This window comes from uncultured Frigoribacterium sp. (assembly GCF_963515265.1).
Taxonomy (GTDB): domain Bacteria; phylum Actinomycetota; class Actinomycetes; order Actinomycetales; family Microbacteriaceae; genus Frigoribacterium.
In genome coordinates, this window is sequence record NZ_CAUPYL010000030.1 from 1 (window position 1) to 20,796 (window position 20,796).

General features: G+C 68.7%; 14 protein-coding genes. 4 read left to right on the forward strand and 10 right to left on the reverse strand.

What is annotated here, in order from left to right; translation table 11 throughout:
- Positions 1 to 96 precede the first annotated feature (96 nt).
- The 5 genes from purH to sucC form a co-directional block, all read right to left on the reverse strand.
- Positions 97 to 1,758: a bifunctional phosphoribosylaminoimidazolecarboxamide formyltransferase/IMP cyclohydrolase gene (gene purH, locus RWM17_RS04960; protein ID WP_314101886.1), complete on the reverse strand. Its 1,662-nt coding sequence runs from the start codon at positions 1,756 to 1,758 to the stop codon at positions 97 to 99.
- Positions 1,755 to 2,348, reverse strand: a complete 594-nt coding sequence (gene purN / locus RWM17_RS04965; protein WP_192040775.1) for a phosphoribosylglycinamide formyltransferase — start codon at positions 2,346 to 2,348, stop codon at positions 1,755 to 1,757. Before purN ends, purH begins: the two co-directional genes overlap by 4 nt.
- A gap of 106 nt (positions 2,349 to 2,454) precedes the next feature.
- Positions 2,455 to 4,470, reverse strand: a complete 2,016-nt coding sequence (locus RWM17_RS04970) for a DUF6350 family protein (RefSeq protein WP_314101889.1) — start codon at positions 4,468 to 4,470, stop codon at positions 2,455 to 2,457.
- Positions 4,471 to 4,661: 191 nt separating this feature from the next.
- Positions 4,662 to 5,549: a succinate--CoA ligase subunit alpha gene (gene sucD / locus RWM17_RS04975; protein WP_314101891.1), complete on the reverse strand. Its 888-nt coding sequence runs from the start codon at positions 5,547 to 5,549 to the stop codon at positions 4,662 to 4,664.
- A 17-nt stretch (positions 5,550 to 5,566) separates the two neighbouring features.
- Entirely contained in the window at positions 5,567 to 6,730 is a 1,164-nt protein-coding gene (gene sucC, locus RWM17_RS04980) for an ADP-forming succinate--CoA ligase subunit beta (RefSeq protein ID WP_314101893.1), read from the reverse strand.
- Positions 6,731 to 7,046: 316 nt separating this feature from the next.
- Between sucC and RWM17_RS04985 the strand changes: the two genes are divergently transcribed.
- From RWM17_RS04985 to RWM17_RS04995, 3 genes are all read left to right on the forward strand, one after another.
- Positions 7,047 to 8,771 (forward strand): RecQ family ATP-dependent DNA helicase, encoded by a 1,725-nt coding sequence (locus tag RWM17_RS04985; RefSeq protein WP_314101894.1) that lies wholly within the window; start codon positions 7,047 to 7,049, stop codon positions 8,769 to 8,771.
- Positions 8,772 to 8,835: 64 nt separating this feature from the next.
- Positions 8,836 to 9,246: an ester cyclase gene (locus RWM17_RS04990; protein WP_314101896.1), complete on the forward strand. Its 411-nt coding sequence runs from the start codon at positions 8,836 to 8,838 to the stop codon at positions 9,244 to 9,246.
- A 50-nt stretch (positions 9,247 to 9,296) separates the two neighbouring features.
- Positions 9,297 to 9,530, forward strand: coding sequence for a hypothetical protein (locus RWM17_RS04995; protein ID WP_314101898.1), 234 nt, complete (start codon positions 9,297 to 9,299; stop codon positions 9,528 to 9,530).
- Positions 9,531 to 9,635: 105 nt separating this feature from the next.
- On the opposite strand, the gene RWM17_RS05000 is transcribed toward RWM17_RS04995, so the two are convergent.
- The 5 genes from RWM17_RS05000 to RWM17_RS05020 all read right to left on the reverse strand — a co-directional run bounded on the left by RWM17_RS05000 (position 9,636) and on the right by RWM17_RS05020 (position 19,442).
- A complete protein-coding gene (locus RWM17_RS05000) occupies positions 9,636 to 11,045 on the reverse strand; it encodes a hypothetical protein (protein WP_314101900.1) in 1,410 nt (469 codons plus the stop codon).
- 231 nt (positions 11,046 to 11,276) lie between these two features.
- On the reverse strand, positions 11,277 to 14,930 hold the full coding sequence (locus RWM17_RS05005) for a DNA-binding protein (RefSeq protein WP_314101902.1): 3,654 nt from the start codon (positions 14,928 to 14,930) through the stop codon (positions 11,277 to 11,279).
- Between the two features lie 41 nt (positions 14,931 to 14,971).
- Positions 14,972 to 15,541, reverse strand: a complete 570-nt coding sequence (locus RWM17_RS05010) for a recombinase family protein (RefSeq protein WP_314101904.1) — start codon at positions 15,539 to 15,541, stop codon at positions 14,972 to 14,974.
- A 374-nt stretch (positions 15,542 to 15,915) separates the two neighbouring features.
- Positions 15,916 to 18,342: a UvrD-helicase domain-containing protein gene (locus tag RWM17_RS05015; RefSeq protein WP_314101906.1), complete on the reverse strand. Its 2,427-nt coding sequence runs from the start codon at positions 18,340 to 18,342 to the stop codon at positions 15,916 to 15,918.
- A 113-nt stretch (positions 18,343 to 18,455) separates the two neighbouring features.
- Complete coding sequence (locus RWM17_RS05020; RefSeq protein ID WP_314101908.1) at positions 18,456 to 19,442, reverse strand: glycerophosphodiester phosphodiesterase family protein; 987 nt, start codon at positions 19,440 to 19,442, stop codon at positions 18,456 to 18,458.
- A gap of 243 nt (positions 19,443 to 19,685) precedes the next feature.
- Between RWM17_RS05020 and RWM17_RS05025 the strand changes: the two genes are divergently transcribed.
- Positions 19,686 to 20,531: a Bax inhibitor-1/YccA family protein gene (locus tag RWM17_RS05025; RefSeq protein ID WP_314101910.1), complete on the forward strand. Its 846-nt coding sequence runs from the start codon at positions 19,686 to 19,688 to the stop codon at positions 20,529 to 20,531.
- Positions 20,532 to 20,796: the final 265 nt, after the last annotated feature.

Below are 20,796 nucleotides of genomic sequence, written 5' to 3' on the forward strand. Positions count from 1 at the left end.
GGAGCGGCGCGTGCGTGCCACCACGGCCGGCGGACGCCGGACGCCGGACGCCCCGGCCGCACGGGCCGGGGCGTCCGTCGACGAGGGCTCGACGGCTCAGTGGAAGAAGTGCCGCTCGCCGGTGAAGTACATGGTGACGCCCGCGGCGGCGGCGGCCGCGACGACCTCGTCGTCGCGGATGGACCCGCCGGGCTGGACGACCGCGCGCACGCCCGCGTCGAGCAGCACCTGCAGGCCGTCGGCGAACGGGAAGAACGCGTCGGAGGCGGCGACCGAGCCGCGGGCTCGCTCCCCCGCCCTCGTCACGGCCAGCTGGCACGAGTCGACCCGGTTGACCTGGCCCATGCCCACGCCCACGGAGGCGCCGGCGTCGGCCAGCAGGATCGCGTTCGACTTGACCGAGCGGCAGGCCCGCCAGGCGAACTCGAGGTCGGCGCGCGTGGCGGCGTCGACCTCGTCGCCCGCGGCCAGCGTCCAGCCCTGCGACGAGAAGCCGTCGAACGAGTCGACCTGCTGCACGAGCAGGCCGCCCGAGATCTGCCGCGCCTCGACGGTCGGCCGGGCGAAGTCGGCCGGCAGCACGAGCAGCCGGATGTTCTTCTTCGTCTGCAGCAGGGCCAGCGCCTCGGGCTCGAAGGCAGGGGCGATGACGACCTCGGTGAAGATGTCCTTCACCGTCTCGGCCATGGCGAGGGTGACCGGGCGGTTCGCGGCGATGACGCCGCCGTAGGCCGACACGGGGTCGCAGGCGTGGGCACGACGGTGCGCGTCGGCGATCGCGTCGACGGCGTCGGCCGAGGCGACGGCGATGCCGCAGGGGTTGGCGTGCTTGATGATCGCCACGGCCGGCTCGGCGAAGTCGTACGCGGCACGCAGGGCCGCGTCGGCGTCGACGTAGTTGTTGTACGACATCTCCTTGCCGTGCAGCTGCTCGGCCTGGGCGATTCCGGCGCCCTCGGGCGACGCGTACAGCGCCGCCTGCTGGTGCGAGTTCTCGCCGTAGCGGAGCGTGGCCTGACGCGTGCCCTCGAGGACGACGTGCTGGGGGGCGTCGAACGCTGCCGACCCGGCCCGCGCCTCCTCGGCTGTGGTCGCTGCGTCGGCACCGGCCTCGTGCTCGGCCCGCGCCCCGACGTTCTCGGCGAACCAGGCGGCGACGGCCGTGTCGTAGGCGGCGGTGTGCGCGAAGGCCTCGCCGGCCATGCGCTGCCGCTGGGCGAGGGTCGTGCCGCCGAGCGTGAGCGACTTGACGATCTGCCCGTAGCTGGCGGGCGACACGGCGATGGCCACGTTCGCGTGGTTCTTGGCGGCGGCCCGCACGAGGGCGGGCCCACCGATGTCGATGTTCTCGATCACGGCCGGCGCCTCGGCGCCCGACGCGACCGTCTCGACGAACGGGTAGAGGTTGACGACGACGAGCTGGAACGGCGCGATGTCGAGCTCGGCGAGCTGCTGCTCGTGCGACTCGAGGCGCAGGTCGGCGAGCACGCCAGCGTGGATGCCGGGGTGCAGCGTTTTGACCCGACCGTCGAGCGACTCGGGGAACCCGGTGACGGCGCTCACGTCGGTGACGTCGTGGCCGGCGTCGCGGATGGTCGACGCGGTCGAGCCCGTCGACACGATCTCGACTCCCGCCGCGGCGAGCGCCTCGGCCAGGTCGAGGAGTCCGGTCTTGTCGCTCACGCTGATGAGCGCACGACGCACGGGGACGGCGTCACGGTCGCGGTAGAGGGTGGGGTCGATCTGGTGGCCGCTCATGCGGGTCTCGTCTCCTCGAGGTCGGTCGTTCCGTCGGCGATCTCGCGCACGGTCTGCACCAGCAGCTCGCGCTCGACGATCTTGATGCGGTCGTGGAGCGACGACTCGTCGTCGCCGGGCAGCACGGGGATCCGGCGCTGCGCCAGGATCGGGCCGCTGTCGACGCCGGCGTCGACGACGATGACGCTCGCCCCGGTCTGGTCGACGCCGGCGGCGATCGCGTCCCGCACGCCGTGCGCGCCCGGGAACTCGGGCAGGAACGCGGGGTGCGTGTTGATCAGGTGCGGGCTCAGCGCGTCGACGACCCCGACCGGCAGCAGCCGCATGAAGCCGCTCAGCACGACGAGGTCGGGCTGCCACTGGCGGATCTGCGCGAGCAGCTCGTCGCCCCACGACGCCCGGTCGTCGAAGCTCGAGAACGGCACGGTAAAGGTCGGCACGCCGAAGTGCTCGGCGTGCTCGAGGCCGTCGGCCTCGCGGTCGGCGCCGACGGCGACGACGCGGGCAGGGTAGCTGTCGTGGTGCGCGGCCTCGAGCAGGGCACGCAGGTTCGAGCCGCCACCGGAGATGAGCACCACGAGCTTCAGCACCCGGCAAGCCTAGTGGCCGAGGCGGGGGCTCCCGGGGGCTCGGAGGCTTGCGGGTCCTCTGGGTCTTCCGGCTCTTCCGGGTCCTCCGGGTCCGAGGAGGCGCGGGTCAGCGGTCGAGACCGCGGACCGGCTCGGTCTCGTCGTCGTCGGGCCCCGGGGCCGGCCGGTCGGCGGTCGCCCCGAGCTTGCGCCACCACGGGGCGGGGCCGTCGCGCTCGTCGTCGTTCTCATCGCGGTCGCGGGCCTGGTCGCGCTCCCGGTCGCGGGCCGCGCGCGCCGCGTCGACGTGCACCTCGCGGGGGTCGTGGACGCGGTCGCCGGGCGCCCGCAGTCCCGTCTCGACGACGGCCGTCTCGTCCGTGTCGGCGTCGGTCATCGAGGGCCTCCAGGTGTCCGACCGAGCAGCGGCTCCGCCGTGTGCGTCGTCTGCCCCGTCGCCGCCGGCCGCGCGGTCACCGCTGTCCGTGCGGTCACCGCTGCCCCCGCTGTCCGTTCCGTCGGTGCGGCGATGCGGCCGGAGCCGACGGATCCGCGACGCCAGCCGCTGTCGCCGACCGGCCGCGCGGTCGGTCTCGTCGCCCGCGTCGCCGTCGGCGTCGGAGCCGGACGAGGGGACGAGAGCCTCCGCGCCGAGGTCGGTCGTCTCGTCGTGGTCGGAGCCGAGGCGGGAGGCGGCGGCTGTGCCGACGTCGACGCCGGCGCCGGTCCGGTCATCGGCCGTGCGCTCGGGCGAGGGGCCGGACGCGTGCACCGGCGCGAGGCCGGACGACGCGGCCGCAGCACCCGTCGACGACCGCGACCACGGGGACGTGCCCGACAGCACCGGCTGCGGGCCGGTCTCGACGTCGTCGGCCGGACGCGCGCCTCCTGCGGGAGCAGCCGCCGTGTCGTCGTCGTGCCCGAGGAAGCTCCGCAGCGACACGACCATCGCCAGCACGGAGGGCACGGCGACCTCGAGGGCCCCGAAGGCGCCGACGAGCAGGGGGTCGGGCCCGACGTGGGCGAGTCGGCCGGGCCCGGCGGCTCCGGAGGCCGACCAGGCGAGCAGGCCGAGCAGCACCCCGGCGACGACTCCGCCGGAGACCCCGACGAGCACGCGACGCAGCACGTCGGCCGATCCGGACTCGGCGAGCAAGCGCTCGATCCGCGGGCGCAGCAGGGTCGTCACGACGAACGCGGCGACGACCGGCACGAGCAGGCCGACGAAGGCGAACGACGAGGAGGCGGTCGGCAGCGCCCCGAGGAAGGGCACGGCGGGCATCGGCCCCACCGAGGTGCCGAGCGGCGAGACGCCCGAGCCGGTGCCGAGCGCGAAGCCGGGGCCGACGAACCAGGAGGCGGCCCAGACGACGAGGTCGGGCAGCAGGGCGAGCTGGCCGAGGGTCAGGGCGATGCTGCCCAGCAGCCCGGCGTGCGCGCCTTCGTAGAGGGTGATCAGCTCGCCGTAGTTCGTGAGCATCAGCACGCCGACGACGACTCCGGAGACGGCGAGCACGCCGGCTGCGCTCGCGGTGCCGATCCGGAGCCCCGCGGCGGCCACGACGCGAGCGGTGCGGGGCGCACGGGCGACGAGCGTGGAGACCGCGCCCGTGACCGGGTCGGCCGGCTCGCCGCGACGGCGGCGCGTGACCTCGGCCATCACCACGACGGGCACGGCGTAGACGAGCGTCGGCAGGACGATCCCCTGCCACAGGACGGGCGAGGCCAGGGGGTGCTGAGCCGTGGCGGTGACCAGCAGGCTCAGCAGGGCGAAGACCCCGACGGTGCTGAGGACCCCGACGACACGGTGCGCCGTCTCGGCGACGGCGCGACCGGCGCGCACCCCGAGCAGCACGGTGAGCACCGAGAAGCCGAGCGCGGCGATCGTCACCGCGAAGGGGGCCTCGGCTCCCGGGACGCCGGAGGCGGCGGCGGTCGCCGCTCCCAGCTGCAGGTCGAGGTCGACGCCGTGCCCGACGAGCCAGATGTCGACGGCGGCGCGCCAGAAGACGATCCAGTCGATCTGGAGGCCGTACTGGAACGCCCAGAGGAGGCTGAGGACGACGACGGGCAGCCCGACGCCGATGCCGACGACGAGCAGGGCCTCGAGCGCGGCGAAGACGGCGGTGACAGGGCGGTTCATCGGGCACGACTGTACCGCCGGGCCGCTGGGCGGCCGACGTGCCGTGCCGAGCAGCCGACGTCCCGTGCCGCGTGGCCGGAGACGAACGAAGGCGGGCGTGTGCGTCGACCGCGGTCCGTCGTGACGGACCGGGCCGGACGAACACGCCCGCCCAGGAGGCGCAGTGCCGGTCACGGCACCGCGCGACGACCTCAGAGGGCCGCGTACACCTCGCGCAGCAGGGCCGCGGTCTCGCTCGGCGTCTTGCCGACCTTGACCCCGGCGGCCTCGAGCGCCTCCTTCTTGGCCTGTGCCGTGCCCGCCGAGCCGGAGACGATGGCGCCGGCGTGGCCCATGGTCTTGCCCTCGGGCGCGGTGAAGCCGGCGACGTAGCCGACGACCGGCTTCGTCACGTGCGCCTTGATGTAGTCGGCGGCTCGCTCTTCGGCGTCGCCGCCGATCTCGCCGATCATCACGATCGCCTTGGTGTCGGGGTCGGCCTCGAACGCCTCGAGGGCGTCGATGTGCGTCGTCCCGATGACCGGGTCGCCGCCGATGCCGATGGCGGTCGAGAAGCCGAGGTCGCGCAGCTCGAACATCATCTGGTAGGTCAGGGTGCCCGACTTCGAGACGAGGCCGATCGGGCCGGCGCCCGTGATGTTCGCCGGGGTGATGCCCACGAGCGACTCGCCCGGCGTGATGATGCCGGGGCAGTTCGGGCCGATGATGCGGGTGGCGCCGCCCTTCGACTTCGCGAGCGCCCAGAACTCCGCCGCGTCCTGTGCGGGGATGCCCTCGGTGATGACGACGACGAGCGGGATGCCCGCCTCGACGGCCTCGACGACGGCGTCCTTCGCGAACGCCGGCGGCACGAAGACGATCGAGACGTCGGCGCCGGTCTCGGTGATCGCCTCGGCGACCGTGCCGAAGACGGGCAGGGTGACCTCGCCGTGCGTGACGGTGGTGCCGGCCTTGCGGGCGTTGACGCCGCCGACGACCTGGGTGCCCGCCTTCAGCATCAGCGCCGTGTGCTTGGTGCCCTCGCCGCCGGTGATGCCCTGGACGATGACCTTGCTGTCCTTGTTGAGGAAGATCGACATGGTTGTGCTCTGTCCCTTTACTTCGAAGCCAGTTCGGCAGCCTTGTCGGCAGCCTCGTCCATGGTCGCGACGACGGTGACCAGCGGGTGCGCCGCCTCCGCCAGGATCCGTCGGCCCTCGTCGACGGCGTTGCCGTCGAGGCGCACGACGAGCGGCTTGGTGGCCGCGTCGCCGAGGATGCCCAGGGCCGAGACGATGCCGTTCGCCACGGCGTCGCAGGCGGTGATGCCGCCGAAGACGTTGACGAAGACGCTCTTGACCTGCTCGTCGCCGAGGATGACGTCGAGGCCGGCGGCCATGACCTCGGCGCTCGCTCCGCCGCCGATGTCGAGGAAGTTCGCGGGCTTGACGCCGCCGTGCGCCTCGCCGGCGTAGGCGACGACGTCGAGGGTCGACATGACGAGCCCCGCACCGTTGCCGATGATGCCGACCTCGCCGTCGAGCTTCACGTAGTTGAGCCCCGCGGCCTTCGCCTTGGCCTCGAGCGGGTCCGCCGCGTCGGCGTCCTCGAGGTCGGCGTGGCCGGGGTGGCGGAAGTCGGCGTTCTCGTCGATCGTGACCTTGCCGTCGAGGGCGACGATGTCGCCCTGCTCGGTCAGCACGAGCGGGTTGACCTCGACGAGCGTCGCGTCCTCGCCGGCGTAGACCTCGTACAGCTTGACGAGCACGGGGGCGACCTTCGAGACGAGCTCGTCGGGGAACCCGCCGGCACGCGCGATCTCCTCGGCCTTCGCGAGGTCGATGCCCGCGAGCGGGTCGACCTCGACGCGGGCGAGGGCCTCGGGCTTCTCGACGGCGAGCTGCTCGATCTCCATGCCGCCCTCGACGCTGCAGAGCGAGAGGTACGAGCGGTTCGCCCGGTCGAGCAGCACCGAGAAGTAGAACTCCTGCGCGATCTGGGCGCCGCCGGCGACCATGACGCGCTTGACGACGTGGCCCTTGATGTCGAGCCCGAGGATCGCCTCGGCCGCGGCCTCCGCGTCGTCCGGCGTCTTCGCCACCTTGACGCCGCCGGCCTTGCCTCGGCCACCGACCTTGACCTGGGCCTTGACGACGGTCACGCCGCCCATCTGCTCGGCTGCGGCTCGCGCCTCCTGCGGGGTGTCGGCGACGACTCCCGGCAGGACGGGCACGCCGTAGGACTCGAACAAGTCCCTGGCCTGGTACTCGAAAAGATCCACGCTGTTCTTCCAATCCGCATCGCTGCGCCAGTGCTCTGGAGGGGCTGCCGACCGAGTCGGCACCGGCCTCGTCGCCCACCTCGCGTCTGTCTCGACGTCGGGACGAACAGGCCTGGGCCAGCCTAGCGCCTGGCCTCCGGGCCCCTCTCGGGCACGGACCCGAGGAGGCGCGGAGGGGTACGCTCCCGGCCCCGGGGTACGGATGGGGAGGGGTCTCTGCCGATCCCCTGTGGACGGCGCGCGTGTCGGTGGCCCCCGGCATCGTATGGACCGTCTCGGCGCACTCCGGTGCCGGGACGCACCACGAGGACGCCGCATGACCACCACCGCCACCCGCCCCGTCGACGTCGAAGTCGACGAGCAGACCGTCGACGAGCAGGTCACGTCCCGTGACCGCATCGCCGACACCGCCGCCCGCCTCTTCGGCTGGGACGACCTCAAGCCCGCCCAGCTCGAGGCCGTCGAGGCGGTGCTCGCGGGCCGGGACACCTTCGGCATCATGCCCACGGGCTTCGGCAAGAGCGCGATCTACCAGGTCGCGGGCGCGCTGCTCGACGGCCCGACGGTGGTCGTCTCCCCGCTCATCGCCCTGCAGGCCGACCAGGTCGCGGGCCTCGTCGGGCACCCCGACGCCCCGCCCGCCGTCGACGTCAACTCGGGCCACACCGACGACGAGAACGACGAGAGCTGGAGGCGCGTCGACGCCGGCGAGGTCACCTACGTGTTCCTGGCCCCGGAGCAGCTGGCCCGCGACGAGACGGTCGAGCGGCTGGCGCGGGCGGGCGTGTCCCTGCTGGTCGTCGACGAGGCGCACTGCGTGTCGTCGTGGGGCCACGACTTCCGGCCCGACTACCTGCACCTGGGCGAGATCGTCGAGCGGCTCGGCCGACCGCCGGTGCTCGCCCTGACGGCGACCGGCTCCGGTCCGGTGCGCGACGAGGTGATCGACCGGCTGCGGCTGCGCGACCCGCTCGTCATCAGCCGCGGCTTCGACCGCCCCAACCTGTCGCTCGCCGTGCACCGCCACGAAGACGAGGCCGAGAAGCGCCGCGCGATCGTCGAGCAGGTCGCCGAGCTCACGACGCCGGGCATCGTCTACGTCGCCACCCGCAAGGAGAGCGAGCGCTACGCCGACGAGATCGGCGAGCGCTGCCCCGACCGCACCGTCGAGGCGTACCACGCGGGCCTCCGCTCGGCCGAGCGCGGGGCACTGCACGAGCGGTTCCACGCCGGCGAGATCGACGTGATCGTGGCCACGAGCGCCTTCGGCATGGGCATCGACAAGCCCGACGTCCGGTTCGTCGTGCACGCCGACGTGCCCGAGTCGCTCGACGCCTACTACCAGGAGATCGGTCGGGCCGGGCGTGACGGCGAACCCGCCGACGCGACCCTGCACTACCGGGCGGAAGACCTGTCGCTACGGTCGTTCTTCGCGGCGGGGCTGCCGTCACGGGCCGAGCTGCGGCGGGTGCACGAGGTGATCCGCACCTCCTCGGGTCCGGTGAAACGCAAGGCGATCACCGAGGCGACCGAGTTCAAGCCACGCCAGGTCTCGCGGCTCGTCGACCTGCTGCTCGAGGCGGGCGAGGTCACCGAGACGAAGAAGGGCTACCGGGTCACGGACGACCTCGACTCGAGCAAGGCGGCGGAGCAGGCGCGCCAGGTCGCCGAGGGCCGGGAGCGGGTCGAGAAGTCGCGCATCGAGATGATGCGCACGTACGCCGAGTCGCACGGCTGTCGGCGGCGGTTCCTGCTCGGCTACTTCGGCGAGGAGGCGCCCGAGCGCTGCGGCAACTGCGACGACTGCCGCGCCGCGGCGGCCGAGCCCGACCGCCCGGCCGACGCCGAGGAGGCGCGGGTCGACCACCCTGAGCACGCTCCCCTCTTCGACCCCGACACCCGGGTCTCGCACCCTGCCTGGGGCGAGGGCACGGTGATGAGCACCGAGGGCGACCGCATGACGGTGTTCTTCGAGGGCGAGGGCTACAAGGTGCTCGCCCTGGAGGCGGTCGAGGAGCACCACCTACTCACAGCCGTCTGACGATCTGTCCACCCGGGCGGAGTAGACGAGAACCACCTGACCGACCCAGAACACGGAGAGACACATGTCGAAAGAGAAGAACCTCGCCACCCAGCAGCTGCTCGGCGAGATCCTGACCGCGCGCGAGATCGACCGACTCGGCGAGGGCTTCCACGCCGCCGTCGTCGACCACGACCCGGCTCCGGGTGCGCCTGCGGGCGTCGAGGGCATCAAGGCGTTCTGGAGCGACTTCTTCACCGCTTTCCCCGACGCCGACCTGGGCGTCGAGACGCTCGTCGCCGACGACGAGAACGTGACCGCGGTCTTCACCATCAAGGGAACGCACACCGGGCCGTTCCAGGGCCACCAGGCCACGGGCAAGAGCTTCACGGTGCGCGGCATCCAGGTCGGTCGTTTCGACGACGACGGCCTGCTCGTCGAGCGCTGGGGCGCCACCGACGAGGCCGGCATGATGCAGCAGCTCGGCCTCGCCTGAGCCTCTGACCCACCAGCAGCACCCCGCAGCACCGATCGAAAGGACGCACCATGAGCGACACCCAGACCCCCGCAGCCTCGGGCGACGAGCCCTACGACGAGGAGACCCAGTTCGAGGAGAGCCAGCAGATCGTCACGAACGACGCGGTCGCCGGCGAGACCGTGCTGCCGGGCCTCGGCGACGGCAACGACGGCCCTACGGGCGGCTCGCCCCGTGAGGCGGAGCCGTCGCTGGCCGAGAACGACCTCGACGACCAGAACATCGACCTCGACGAGACCGAGTAACGCCCGCACCACCGCGACGCCCGCCCACCGCACCGCGCTGGGCGGGCGTCGTCACGTCGGGGCTCAACTCGGTCCTTGGTCTTGAGTGGCCCGGGTGCACCTGGACTACTCGAAGAGCCTAGGCCAGACGGCAGGAAGGTCCCGACGCTCGAACTTGCCATCCTTACCCAGGTACAGCCCTAGGCGTTCCCATAGCAATGCGATCTCGTCGACGAAGTGGTCGCCGTACCTCTCGGATACCGGCTCGGCATATCCAAGAGCATCCTTGGCGAGGTGCACCTGAAGCGCGAGTACCCCCAACGCAGCAACCCCGTAGCTTTGAATCTCCGAGGGCAGGTCGTGATTTGGATGCTTGATGTCGTTGTACGTCCTTGCGACGCCTTGCGCGAGGGATGCCAACGACGAAGCCAAGCGCTCCGAGCCAATTCCTGCCACAGACAGGACTCGATAGACGCTCGTCGCTGCTGTTGCTATCTCGCTCCCTCGCCGATACGTCTCGCTCTCCCCGGGCGCTTTTGGCAGAAGCACACCCGCAGCCTCGAGTGCCATACCGATTGCGACGACCCGGTCCTCCGAGAGAGCCTGCGGGCGTTGGAGAATACGGACGATGGGTCGGATCACGCGTTCCATTCGCTCATAGCTCTCGGCCCAGCTTTCAAAGCCTGAGGGCCCGAATTGGCCGGGATAGACGACCGCGAAGAGGCCGGAGTTAGGGCCTGGTTGGGGATTGCCCTGCTCGTGTGTGGATAGGCCGCCGATCATGTCGACGAGGTGGTTGTACGGTTCGCGGGTCTCACCCGAAATCTCGTGGATAAACTTGCTGCGGACCCTATGGCGGCGGAAGTAGGCCGGCGCGTTGTACATGATCGCCAAGAGGTCTCGGACCTTCCGCTGTTCGACCATGTGGTCACGAATCGGCCTGTCCGATTCGAAGCGAGACTCAAGAACAACAGCTTCGTCGTAATGGACCCCGACCATGCCTGGGGTGTGCTCCCAGTTGGTCGTGAGAGTCATCGCAGCTTCACCCTGCTTCCAAGCAAGTTGTTCGTGCTGAGCCAGCTCGATACTGAGGCGCTGAACACGATTGCGCTCGTCTGTCTCGGTTTCGGTTCGAGCGGCGCTGAAACGTGTCCAGTCCGACAAACGGTCGACTTCTGACTGAACAGTCGAAGCCGTCAGCCGCGCGTCGTGCTCGCCGTGCCAGCGGTCGGCCACGATTGCCGTTGGCTCGATCCTGGCCACAGCAATATTGCCCATTGCGTGAGACCAGTTGGCGACTCCAAAACAGGTGAGATGCAGCTCCTGCGTTTGGAACGCGAGATGCTGCGGCACGTCCCCGTGTCGGGTGAACCAGCTTGCCGGTGGCCCGGTGCGCATTCCGCTTTCCTCGAAAGCGAGCGTGAACTGAGGCCCCCCAACTGTCATGTCTAGCGTGGCCGGAATGCCCTTGTCGATCCCGTCTGCGAAGAGGAGGCCGTGATGCGTAGACCCCATTTGAAACCGATACGTAGGCACCCGCTGAGCCTAATTCGAACTGGCGACAACTGCACTGGAGGCGCATGGTGGGCAAGACTCGAGGCGCCCGATAGCCAATCCCCAATTGGGACACCCGAGGACAGCCGAAGCGCTGCGATGACGTACTTAGTACATGTTGAACGACAAGTTGCCGAACGACCTCGACCAATGATTAGTGACCAATGACCCATGGTCCATCTGAGAGCCACCAGACCGTCAGGACGGCGTCGCCTAACTGCCGTATCGCTTATGCACCTTCATCGGATCGCGATCGTCCTCGATCCTCGTCACGATGCCTCGCTGCTTTAAGGATTCGAGCAGCCTGAGATTGTCCGCCGTGTTCGGCACCTTCGGCTTGTCGCGGCCGACTTGCGTTAGCTGACTGTAGTCACCGCCAAGGGAGTTCAGGACTCCGAAGAGCTGCGGGTTTGACGCCGAATCCAGATAAGGCACCAGGTGATGCAGCACATCGCTCTTCCCGACTCGGTTACTCGCCATCTGCTCGACAACCGGCATGCTCACGCGGATCTGAAGCCTTCGCGCAACCCGCCCAACTTCGGCAAGGCCAGCGGCTCCGCCGGCTGGCGTGTAATCATCAGCGTTCATGGCGATTACCCGCTTCGCTGCGTCTGAGACCGACGGGCTTGCAAGCACCTTTGCCAGTTCCGCACCGACGAGCTCGGCCGTGACCCATTCGGCGAAGTTCGATGACACTGCGATTACTCGTTCACGTGTCGTCCAGTCCGCCGAGACGAGATGGGCGTACGTCATGGGGCCGCCGGGTATCACGTGTCGAGCAATCAGCTCCGGGTATAGGTCGCCCGACTCGACGGGTAGCTCGCTCGCGGCAATGTACTGCTTCAGTTTCAGGCTCGCGGCGAGCTTCGCCCGGAGAGTGGCGCCGAGAGTCGACGGTGTCGAAATCAGGGTGATGGCGAGACTGCGCTTCTCGTCCTCATCTGCATCGTCGTGCTCGGTGATGTGCTCCACCGACGCGAGCACCACGGCGACGTTCGCGTCCACGCTGCCGATCTCTTCGATGTATCTCGTCACGTTCGAGAACGTGGCCGGAAACTTGTCGTGCGCCGCGAGCACGGCCCAGGTCTCCTCAGGCACGTCCTCGACGTCCGCAATGCGACTCTCGTCCGAGACACCCTCGACAAAGCGCTCGAGCAGATCCGGCGCCGCTTTCTGCACCTCACCGAGAACGGCATGGAACCGGTCGGCCGCATGGTTCGTTGCGACGTGACCGTCGACAGCGTCGAGGTAGGCCGGCAGCTCGGTAAGCACCTTCGCGTAGACGTCATGACGGTGTGTAGTCCTGAGCTGGTCCAGGCCAAGGCCGACCTCGTCGCCGATTGCTGTCTGGAGGTTGGACAGATTCGTTTCATAGAGACCGAGCTTCACGAATGCCGGCCGCACGACGTCGCTTGTTCCCGACAGATCAGGCAGCGACAGTCCGGCGTCTTTGAACAGGAGTGCGATGCGCTCGGCTCGCGCAGCAGGCAACACAGCGCTCGCGATTGCAGGCAACTGCGCATAGTTCAGGGCGAGGAAGGCCTTCGACTTCTCTGTCACAGTCTGCTTCGGCTTTGTGGCCAAGCTCTGAAGGCAGGCGCTGACGAGCGCGAGTCTCGTCTCGTCGTCCAGGTCGACGTCCGCGACCAAGTAGTTGAGCACGCGTGGACTCCTGGCCGTGAGCTTCTTCACTAGCGCCCCGCGCGATGCACCGCTGCTTAGGTAGCTCTGCAGGAATCGCGTGCTGTCGGTATCGAGCTGCGCAAGAGCCGTGATCATGATGTCGGCGTCCGGGCTGTCCGTTGCCAGCAGGTAGTTCAAAATTGCGATGTTGAAGAGCGCAGGGTCTGCCAATGAGTGAGCGCCTCGCTCTCGAATTACGGCCTCTGCGTCGTCGGCTGCCAGGACGAACTGTTCGTCCATGAGTCCTCGCTCGACGTGGTGGATGATGAAGTTCGTAGCCGATGGGCTGACTCGATCACCATGGAAAGTCGACGTGTAGAGCGTGAAGTTGCGGTCGATGTAGCCGGCTCGGATCAGCTCAGACGCGAGCCCCTTAGTCAAGATCCTCTCCGCCACTTGGGCGAGCGACTGCCACGCGCCCTCGTACTCGACCAGAAAATTGGGTCGGCCCATAAGTTCGCCCATGTCAGACGTGCGCAGGAACGTGAGCTGCTCTTGAAACTCGCGCACCTGCTCGGCCTCAGCCTCATCATCGGCTTCGCGCCATGCGTCAACGTCGAGTGTGTCGCCAACGAGTGCGGCGATATCGCGGCGCGAAAGTGTGATTGACCCGTAGTACGGGTTGTTCCAGCCCGCTGTGCGGTCTTCAGATCCGGCAAGCTCACGCCAGAACTCGATCGACTCGAATTCTGTGGCGTCGGCATCCTGTCCGTTCAGGATGTACTGGCCGCTTCTACCGCGGGCGCTATCCGATGAACGCACCAGGAGATCTATCCGAGCGACCAACAGCTTTCCGAGCCGTGACGCCCGCTGTGTCGCGCCCGTGCGCCGCGAGATCTCCACACGAGCAGAGCGGAGCTCGCGCTCAACGCGCCGAACGTTTTCCGATACCAACGTTCGGCTGAGCCCGTACAGCTTGTCGAGCTTGCTCTTGCCGAGGCGAATGACTTCGAAGTCACTGAGATGCGTGCTCTTGTAGAGCATCATCGCGAACAGCTGCGTCTCGCTCAGTTCGAGTTGCTTCCCATCTCCCGCGAAGATTTGAGCCCGGAAGACGACGAACTCATTGCGCACGTTCTTGAGCAGACGCATGTCTGGGACAAACCGGCCGGCGAGGTCAATTAGGTCCGGCGATACGTCGTGCTCAATGCCACGCAGGATCTGCGTGGTCAAGTTACGAGCGCTCCGATGTGTGATGAAGGGGACGACCGGAATGACGAGGTCGAAAAACTTCGTGCGGTTCGCACGCACTATCTCAGCCTGCGCTGGATCAGTGATCTCGACGAGCGCGACGTCAGCCTTCCGTTTCTCGTTCTCGAGGCTCACCTGGTCGAAGATGCTGTCCTTGATGGCGTAGATGAAGCGGATTGGCTTCTTGATCTGCGGCGATGCGTTGAGAAGCGCATTGAGGGAGCGAAGCGTCTCAAAGATGTGGGAGTCGTTGAAGCGGTCGATGTCCTCGAAGATCACAATGTTACGTTTTGAGGTCTCGAAGAAATAGACGATCTCGTCCAGGTACTGGTCGAAGTACGAGACCGACTTCTCATCTAGCGTCACGGCGGCAGGGCCAGCAGTGAACTGTCGGATGTGTATCCGGCCGTGAAGAAGTGCTCGCGCGGAAACGATCGTGCCCGCGGCGAGAACCGCGATGATCGGGTAGACCCAAAGGCCCAGCTCAAGGACCGGACGGAGTGTTCGTTCAATTGTTCCCGCCCACCCGAGGATCATGAAGGTGAGCGAGGCGACCATACCGCCCACGAGGGCGAGTACGGCCTCCCTCCCCCAGCTGAAGCGTTCGATCCGGCGGAAGCGCGAAGCGCGAGCGGATTTCGGCTCTGCTCGATAGAGCAGTTGTTTGACGATCTCCTGCTGGATACGGTTCGTCGGCGTCCTTGCCTGGGCCGGAACCGAATTATCGACTTCGGAGTTGTCGACCGGGGAAAGCGTCGAAAGCGATAGCTCGACAACTCGGCCATCGTGTTCCTCCGCAACGCGTCCCAAGATGCTGCTCTTGCCGACGCCGTAGTTCCCGGAGAGTGCGATGTTGAGGACACCGTCCTTCTTCAGGTTGTCGGCGATGGCCGCGGCGTAGTGTCCGTGCTCCGACTCGATGTATTCGGGCGTGAGCGCAGTGAGTTCCCACGTGGGAGCAGTCGCGTTAGCGGCTGCAGCGTTGCCGGTCACTTGCCTCCTTCGCTCTGCAATCGCCCTTCGGGTTCTCCGAATCATGCCTGCCCTCCGCGCTGGATGGCGCGATATACCGTGGATCGAGCGACACCAAAAAGCTTGGCGATCTCGCTGGTCGTGTGTGCGCCGGTGCGGTGAAGCTGAACCAGGTGCTTCTCCTGCGAGGCGGTGAGCTTGGGCTTGCGACCACGGAGCTTGCCAGCGGCCTTCGCAATCGCCATGCCCTCACGGGTGCGCGCGCGGATGAGGTCGGCCTCGAACTCGGCGACCATGCCGAGGCCGTTGAAGAACAGCCGGCCCACAGGATCGGTGGGGTCGTAGACCGCTCCTCCGAGATTTAACGCGACGCCTTTCTTCGTCAGCTCGTCGGCGATGTCCGTTGCGTCGCGCAGCGATCGAGCCAGACGGTCGAGCTTCGTCACGACCAGAACGTCGCCGGCACGGCACGCGGCCAGTGCCTCGCGGAGACCGGGCCGGGCTCGAGTCGTGCCCGATAAGCCGTGGTCAACATGCACGTGTTGATCGTCAACACCCAGCGCCGCGAGACCGTCACGTTCTGCTGCGAGATCTTGTCCCGAGGTCGAAACGCGCGCGTATCCGATGAGCATCCGACGACTGTAACGTTCAGACCCCCGTCACCGGGCATTTTTGCGGGACAGGGATATGCGAATCCGCAGGCCAGGCGGCAACTGGCCTCCGCCGGCCGAGACGGGTCCGAGAACGTGTCCCGATGAACAACCGCCTAGAAAGAACCGGGCGATGGCGTTTTGTCAGGCACCCAGACACGACGGTTGACTCTCCGCCGGCTTATAGCTTTGTTCCCTCACGTCGAGAAGAATCTTCCCAGGCGTGAATCGGCTCCAGAGTTTCGATAAAGTCCACATCGGCATCAGATGGCGAAAGAACAAGAGGCACTCCTGTCCGCGTCCACGTCATTCCAGCCGGGCTGCGGGAACGGCTATCGTCCTGGCCGTCCATGGGGTCAGCCCTTCTTCTCGATGGGTGCGACCTTGATCAGCAGCTTCTTGCGGCCGGCGGTGTCGAAGAGCACCTCGGCGATGCGCCGGGCTCCCTCGCCGGTGACGGCCATGACGCGGCCCTCGCCGAAGTCGACGTGCGAGATGCGATCGCCCGTCTCGAGCACCAGGTCGCCGTTGTCGCGCACCGTCCCGGTGACGCGGTTCGCCCACTCGGTCTTCGGCTTCGTCTTCGCCGCCGCCGTCTGGCGGTCGTAGCTGCCGCTGCCGTAGCCGCCCGACGCGCGCGGCGTCGCCCCGCGGTTGGTGTCGGGGCCGCCCTCGCGACGCGCGTTGAGCGCCCGCGGCTGGGTGCCTCCTCGGCTGTTCGCCATGCCCGGCGACTGCTTCCAGTCGATCAGGTCGACGGGGATCTCCTGCAGGTAGCGCGACGGCATCGCCACGTTGACCTCGCCGAACTGCGCACGGGTCATCGCGAGCGACAGGAACAGCTGCTTGCGGGCCCGCGTGATGCCGACGTAGAACAACCGGCGCTCCTCTGCGGGGCCGCCCGGCTCGCTCGCCGACATGCGGTGCGGCAGCAGGTCTTCTTCGACACCGGTGAGGAACACCGCCTCGTACTCGAGGCCCTTCGCCGTGTGCAGCGTCATCAGCGAGACCGTGCCGCTCGAGTCGTCGAGGTCGTCGGCCGCGGCGACCAGGGTCACCTCGGTGAGGAAGTCGAGCAGGGTGCCGTCGGGATTGTTCCGCTGGAATTCTTTCGTGACCGCGACGAGCTCGTCGATGTTCTCGGCCCGCGCCTCGTCTTGCGGGTCTCTCGACGCCCGCAGCGCCTCCACCAGGCCGCTGCCCTCGATCAGCCGGGTGAGGATCTCGTGCACCGGCGCCGTGTCGGCCGTCGCCTGCACCTCGTCGAGCAGAGTCGCGAGACCGGTGATCGCCCCGGTCACCTTCGGGCCGAGGCCGAGCTCGCGCGCGTTGCGCATCGCGTCGCGCAGGGGCGCCTCGCGCTCGTCGGCCCAGCGCTGCATGGCCGTCTCGGTCGCCGGGCCGATGCCGCGCTTCGGCACGTTCATGATGCGGCGCAGCGCCATCGGGTCGGAGGGGTTCGCGACCGTGATCAGGTACGCCATCGCGTCCTTGATCTCGGCCCGCTCGTAGAACTTCGTGCCGCCGAGCACCCGGTACGGGATCGCCGAGCGGATGAAGATCTCTTCGAGCGCCCGCGTCTGCGAGTTGGTGCGGTAGAAGACGGCGACGTCTTTGTAGGCCGTGCCCTGCTCGTGCAGCTTCGCGATCTCGTCGGCGACGAACTGCGCCTCGTCGTGCCCGGTGTAGCCCGTGAACCCGACGATCTTGGCGCCCTCGCCGACGGTCGTGAACAGGTTCTTGGCCTGCCGGTCGAAGTTGTTGGCGATGACGGCGTTGGCCGCGTCGAGGATGTTCTGGGTCGAGCGGTAGTTCTGCTCGAGCAGCACGACCTTCGAGTTGGGGAAGTCGCGCTCGAACTCGACGATGTTGCGGATGTCGGCGCCGCGGAACGCGTAGATCGACTGGTCGCTGTCGCCGACCACCGTGAGCGACGCCCCGGGGATGCGACCGCTGCCGTCGCGCATCGACTGCACGAACTGCCCGCCGCGCTCGAGGGCGTCGACGTGCTCGGGGTCGACGGGACGCGTCAGCTCGCGGATCAGCGCGTACTGCGCGTGGTTGGTGTCTTGGTACTCGTCGACGAGCAGGTGGCGGAACCGCCGCTGGTACGTCGCCGCCACGTGCGGGAACGCCCGGAACAGGAACACGGTCTGCGCGATGAGGTCGTCGAAGTCGAACGCGTTCGCCTGCTGCAGCGACCGCGTGTACTGCCGGAAGATCTCGAGGAACATCACGTCTTGCGGGTCGCCGGCGTTGATCTGCCGGGCGTACGTCTCGACGTCGCTGAGCTCGTTCTTGAGCTTCGAGATCTTGCCGGCCGCCTGGCTGACGGTGAAGCCGAGCGAGTCGGCGTCGAGCTGCTTGAGGATGCGCTTGAGCAGCGCCTTCGAGTCGGCCGAGTCGTAGATCGTGAAGCTCTTCGTGAAGCCGAACTGCTCGGCCTCGCGCCGCAGGATGCGCACGCACGCCGAGTGGAACGTCGAGATCCACATGCCCTCGGCCGCCTGGCCGACGAGCTGCTGCACGCGCTCGCGCATCTCGGCCGCGGCCTTGTTCGTGAAGGTGATGGCGAGGATCTGGCTCGGCCAGGCCTCACGCGTCGCGATCAGCCCGGCGATGCGGCGGGTCAGCACGCTCGTCTTGCCCGAGCCGGCACCGGCGACGATCAGCAGCGACTGCCCGCGGTACTCGACCGCCTCTCTCTGCTGCGGGTTCAGCCCCGCGGTCAGGGGATCACCGGCAGAACCGGAAGCGTCAGAGGGCTCGAGCACGATCGTCATGGCGCGGCCAGTCTAAGCCGGGCCCCCGACATCCGAGCCGGGACGGAGGAGGCGCGCCAGGCCGGCGCAAGGCCGACACCGGCCCGGCACCAGCCCGGCGACACCGCTCGAGGTCAGAGCCCCTCGCGCACCGCGACCGCCCGCTCGGGGTGGTCGGCGAAGACCCCGTCGAGGCCCAGCGCCATCAGGTCGGCGAACTCCGACTCCCAGTCGCCCTCCGCCTCCTTGCCGCCGGCCTGGCGGTTGCCCTTCGCGAGGAACGCGTTCTCGATCCGCAGGGTCCAGGCGAACACGTCGAGACCGACTGCGTGCGCGCGGTCGACGAGCTCGGGCCGGGTCTCGCCGGAGGGGTGCAGCAGCATCGCCTTGTCGAACGACACCCCGTGCAGGCCCGCCTCGACCAGGGCCGTCAGCGACGACTCGTCGAGCTGGTCGGCGTAGGTCGGTGCCGCCGAGCCGAGCCGGGCGACCTGGTCGGCCGCCGAGCCCGCCTTCTCGACGAGCCAGACGAGGCTGCCGCCGACTCCCCTGTCGCGCAGCTGCCACAGCACGGTCTGCTCGAAGCTCTCGACGGTGAGGCGCGAGTCGTCCGCCCAGCCGTGCTCGGCCAGCTCGGCGGCGACGAGCTCGTCGAGGGGCAGCCCGAGCGCCTCGAAGTGCTGGGCGTGCTTCACCTCGGCGACGAGGCCCACTTCGCGCGGGGCGTCGTCGAGCAGCCGCAGCAGGTCGCTCAGCCGCTGGATGCCGCCCTCCCCGTCGTGGGCGGCGCTGAGCGGACGCAGGTGCGGCAGGCGCTCGCGCACGGTCAGGGTCGCGAGCTCGGCCCAGGTGAATTCCTCGGTGAACCAGCCCGCCACCTCCTTGCCCTCGATCTGCTTGGTGGTGCGCCGGTCGGCGAACTCCGGGTGGTCGGCGACGTCGGTCGTGCCCGAGATCTCGTTCTCGTGCCGCAGCACGAGCACGCCGTCGCGGGTCGGCACGATGTCGGGCTCGATCGCGTCGGCGCCCAGCTCGATCGCGAGGCGGTAGGCCGCCTCCCCGTGCTCGGGCCTGTGCCCGCTGGCTCCGCGGTGGGCGATGACGAGGGGGCGAGGCGACATGGCAGCCACGGTACCGGCGGCGGGTGACGGACGAGGAGGCGCGGCGTCGGAGGGCCGCTGCACCCCGGCCCCGCGACGGTGCAACCCTGCAGCCGGTGCACGTTCGCCTGCCGCGAATACGGGCCTCATCAGGCAAATCCCCAGCCCTCCCCTGGCCGACACCCGTTAGCCTCTTCTCAACGGCGACGCAGCACACAGCACCTCGCGTCGCGACCACGTCTCACGACCAGAAGAGGAACTCCCTTGGCATTCTCGAATCCCGGCTTCAGCTCGTCGCCGGCCTTCTCGGAGAAGGGCGCCGCCGTCATCCGGCAGGAGCGCGCCGCTGCGGGACAGCGCCCCGTCGAGTACAACGGCATGACCGCCGAGCAGCTGCAGGATCTCTACACGCAGCCCGCCGCCGGCCCCGTCGAGACCGACCGCATGACCTACGAGGACACGATCGTCAAGACGGTCATCGCCTTCGCGCTCGTCGCAGTGGGCGCAGCCGTCGGTTGGTTCATCCCCGCCCTGGCGTTCGTCGGCGCGATCGCGGGCTTCGTGCTCGCCCTCGTCAACATCTTCAAGAAGCGGCCCTCGGCCGGCCTCGTGCTCGCCTACTCGGCAGCGCAGGGCCTGTTCGTCGGTGGCATCTCCGCCATCTTCGAGCAGATCTACCCCGGCATCGCCGTGCAGGCCCTGCTCGGGACGGGCTCCGTCTTCGTCGTCACCCTGCTGCTCTTCAAGAGCGGAAAGGTCCGCGAGTCGGCGAAGGCCACCAAGATCTTCATGGTCGCGATGGTCGGCTACGCGCTGTTCTCACTGGTCAACGTCGGCCTCATGCTCTTCGGCGTCAACGACCAGCCGTTCGGCCTCCGCAGCGAGCCGATCCCCGGCACCAATATCCCGATCGGTGCAGCCCTCGGCGTCCTCGTCATCCTCATGGCCGCCTACTCGCTGGTGCTCGACTTCACGAACATCAAGACGGGCGTCGAGCGCGGCGCCCCGCGCATCTACGGCTGGTCGGCCGCCTTCGGCCTGGTCATGACCGTCGTGTGGCTGTACGTCGAGATCCTGCGTCTCCTCGCCATCCTGCGAGGCAACGACTAGCAGGCCAGCGACACCAGGAGGCGGGGCTCGTTCCGAGAGGGACGGGCCCCGCTTCTCTGTGTTCGAGGGGTTCTGTGCGCGGGCGGCGGGGGCCGTGCGCGGGCGCCCTCGGCCCCGCGGACCCGTGCCTAGGTAGGCGAGAAGGGACGTCGTACCGGTGGGCCCACCGGTACCACCGACCGAGGGGGCGAGGGAGCGGGGCGCTGCTTCCCCGCGGGGAGCACCGCCGCGCCGCCCCCAGCGCAGAGGCGTGTGCGGGTCGCGG

Bases quoted from the DNA above. Each gene is read 5' to 3' on its own strand.
- purH (WP_314101886.1), bottom strand. From the start codon at position 1,758: ATGAGCGGCCACCAGATCGACCCCACCCTCTACCGCGACCGTGACGCC.
- RWM17_RS04985 (WP_314101894.1), top strand. From the start codon at position 7,047: ATGACCACCACCGCCACCCGCCCCGTCGACGTCGAAGTCGACGAGCAG.
- RWM17_RS04995 (WP_314101898.1), top strand. From the start codon at position 9,297: ATGAGCGACACCCAGACCCCCGCAGCCTCGGGCGACGAGCCCTACGAC.
- RWM17_RS04970 (WP_314101889.1), bottom strand. From the start codon at position 4,470: ATGAACCGCCCTGTCACCGCCGTCTTCGCCGCGCTCGAGGCCCTGCTC.
- RWM17_RS04990 (WP_314101896.1), top strand. From the start codon at position 8,836: ATGTCGAAAGAGAAGAACCTCGCCACCCAGCAGCTGCTCGGCGAGATC.
- RWM17_RS05015 (WP_314101906.1), bottom strand. From the start codon at position 18,342: ATGACGATCGTGCTCGAGCCCTCTGACGCTTCCGGTTCTGCCGGTGAT.
- sucD (WP_314101891.1), bottom strand. From the start codon at position 5,549: ATGTCGATCTTCCTCAACAAGGACAGCAAGGTCATCGTCCAGGGCATC.
- RWM17_RS05020 (WP_314101908.1), bottom strand. From the start codon at position 19,442: ATGTCGCCTCGCCCCCTCGTCATCGCCCACCGCGGAGCCAGCGGGCAC.
- RWM17_RS05010 (WP_314101904.1), bottom strand. From the start codon at position 15,541: ATGCTCATCGGATACGCGCGCGTTTCGACCTCGGGACAAGATCTCGCA.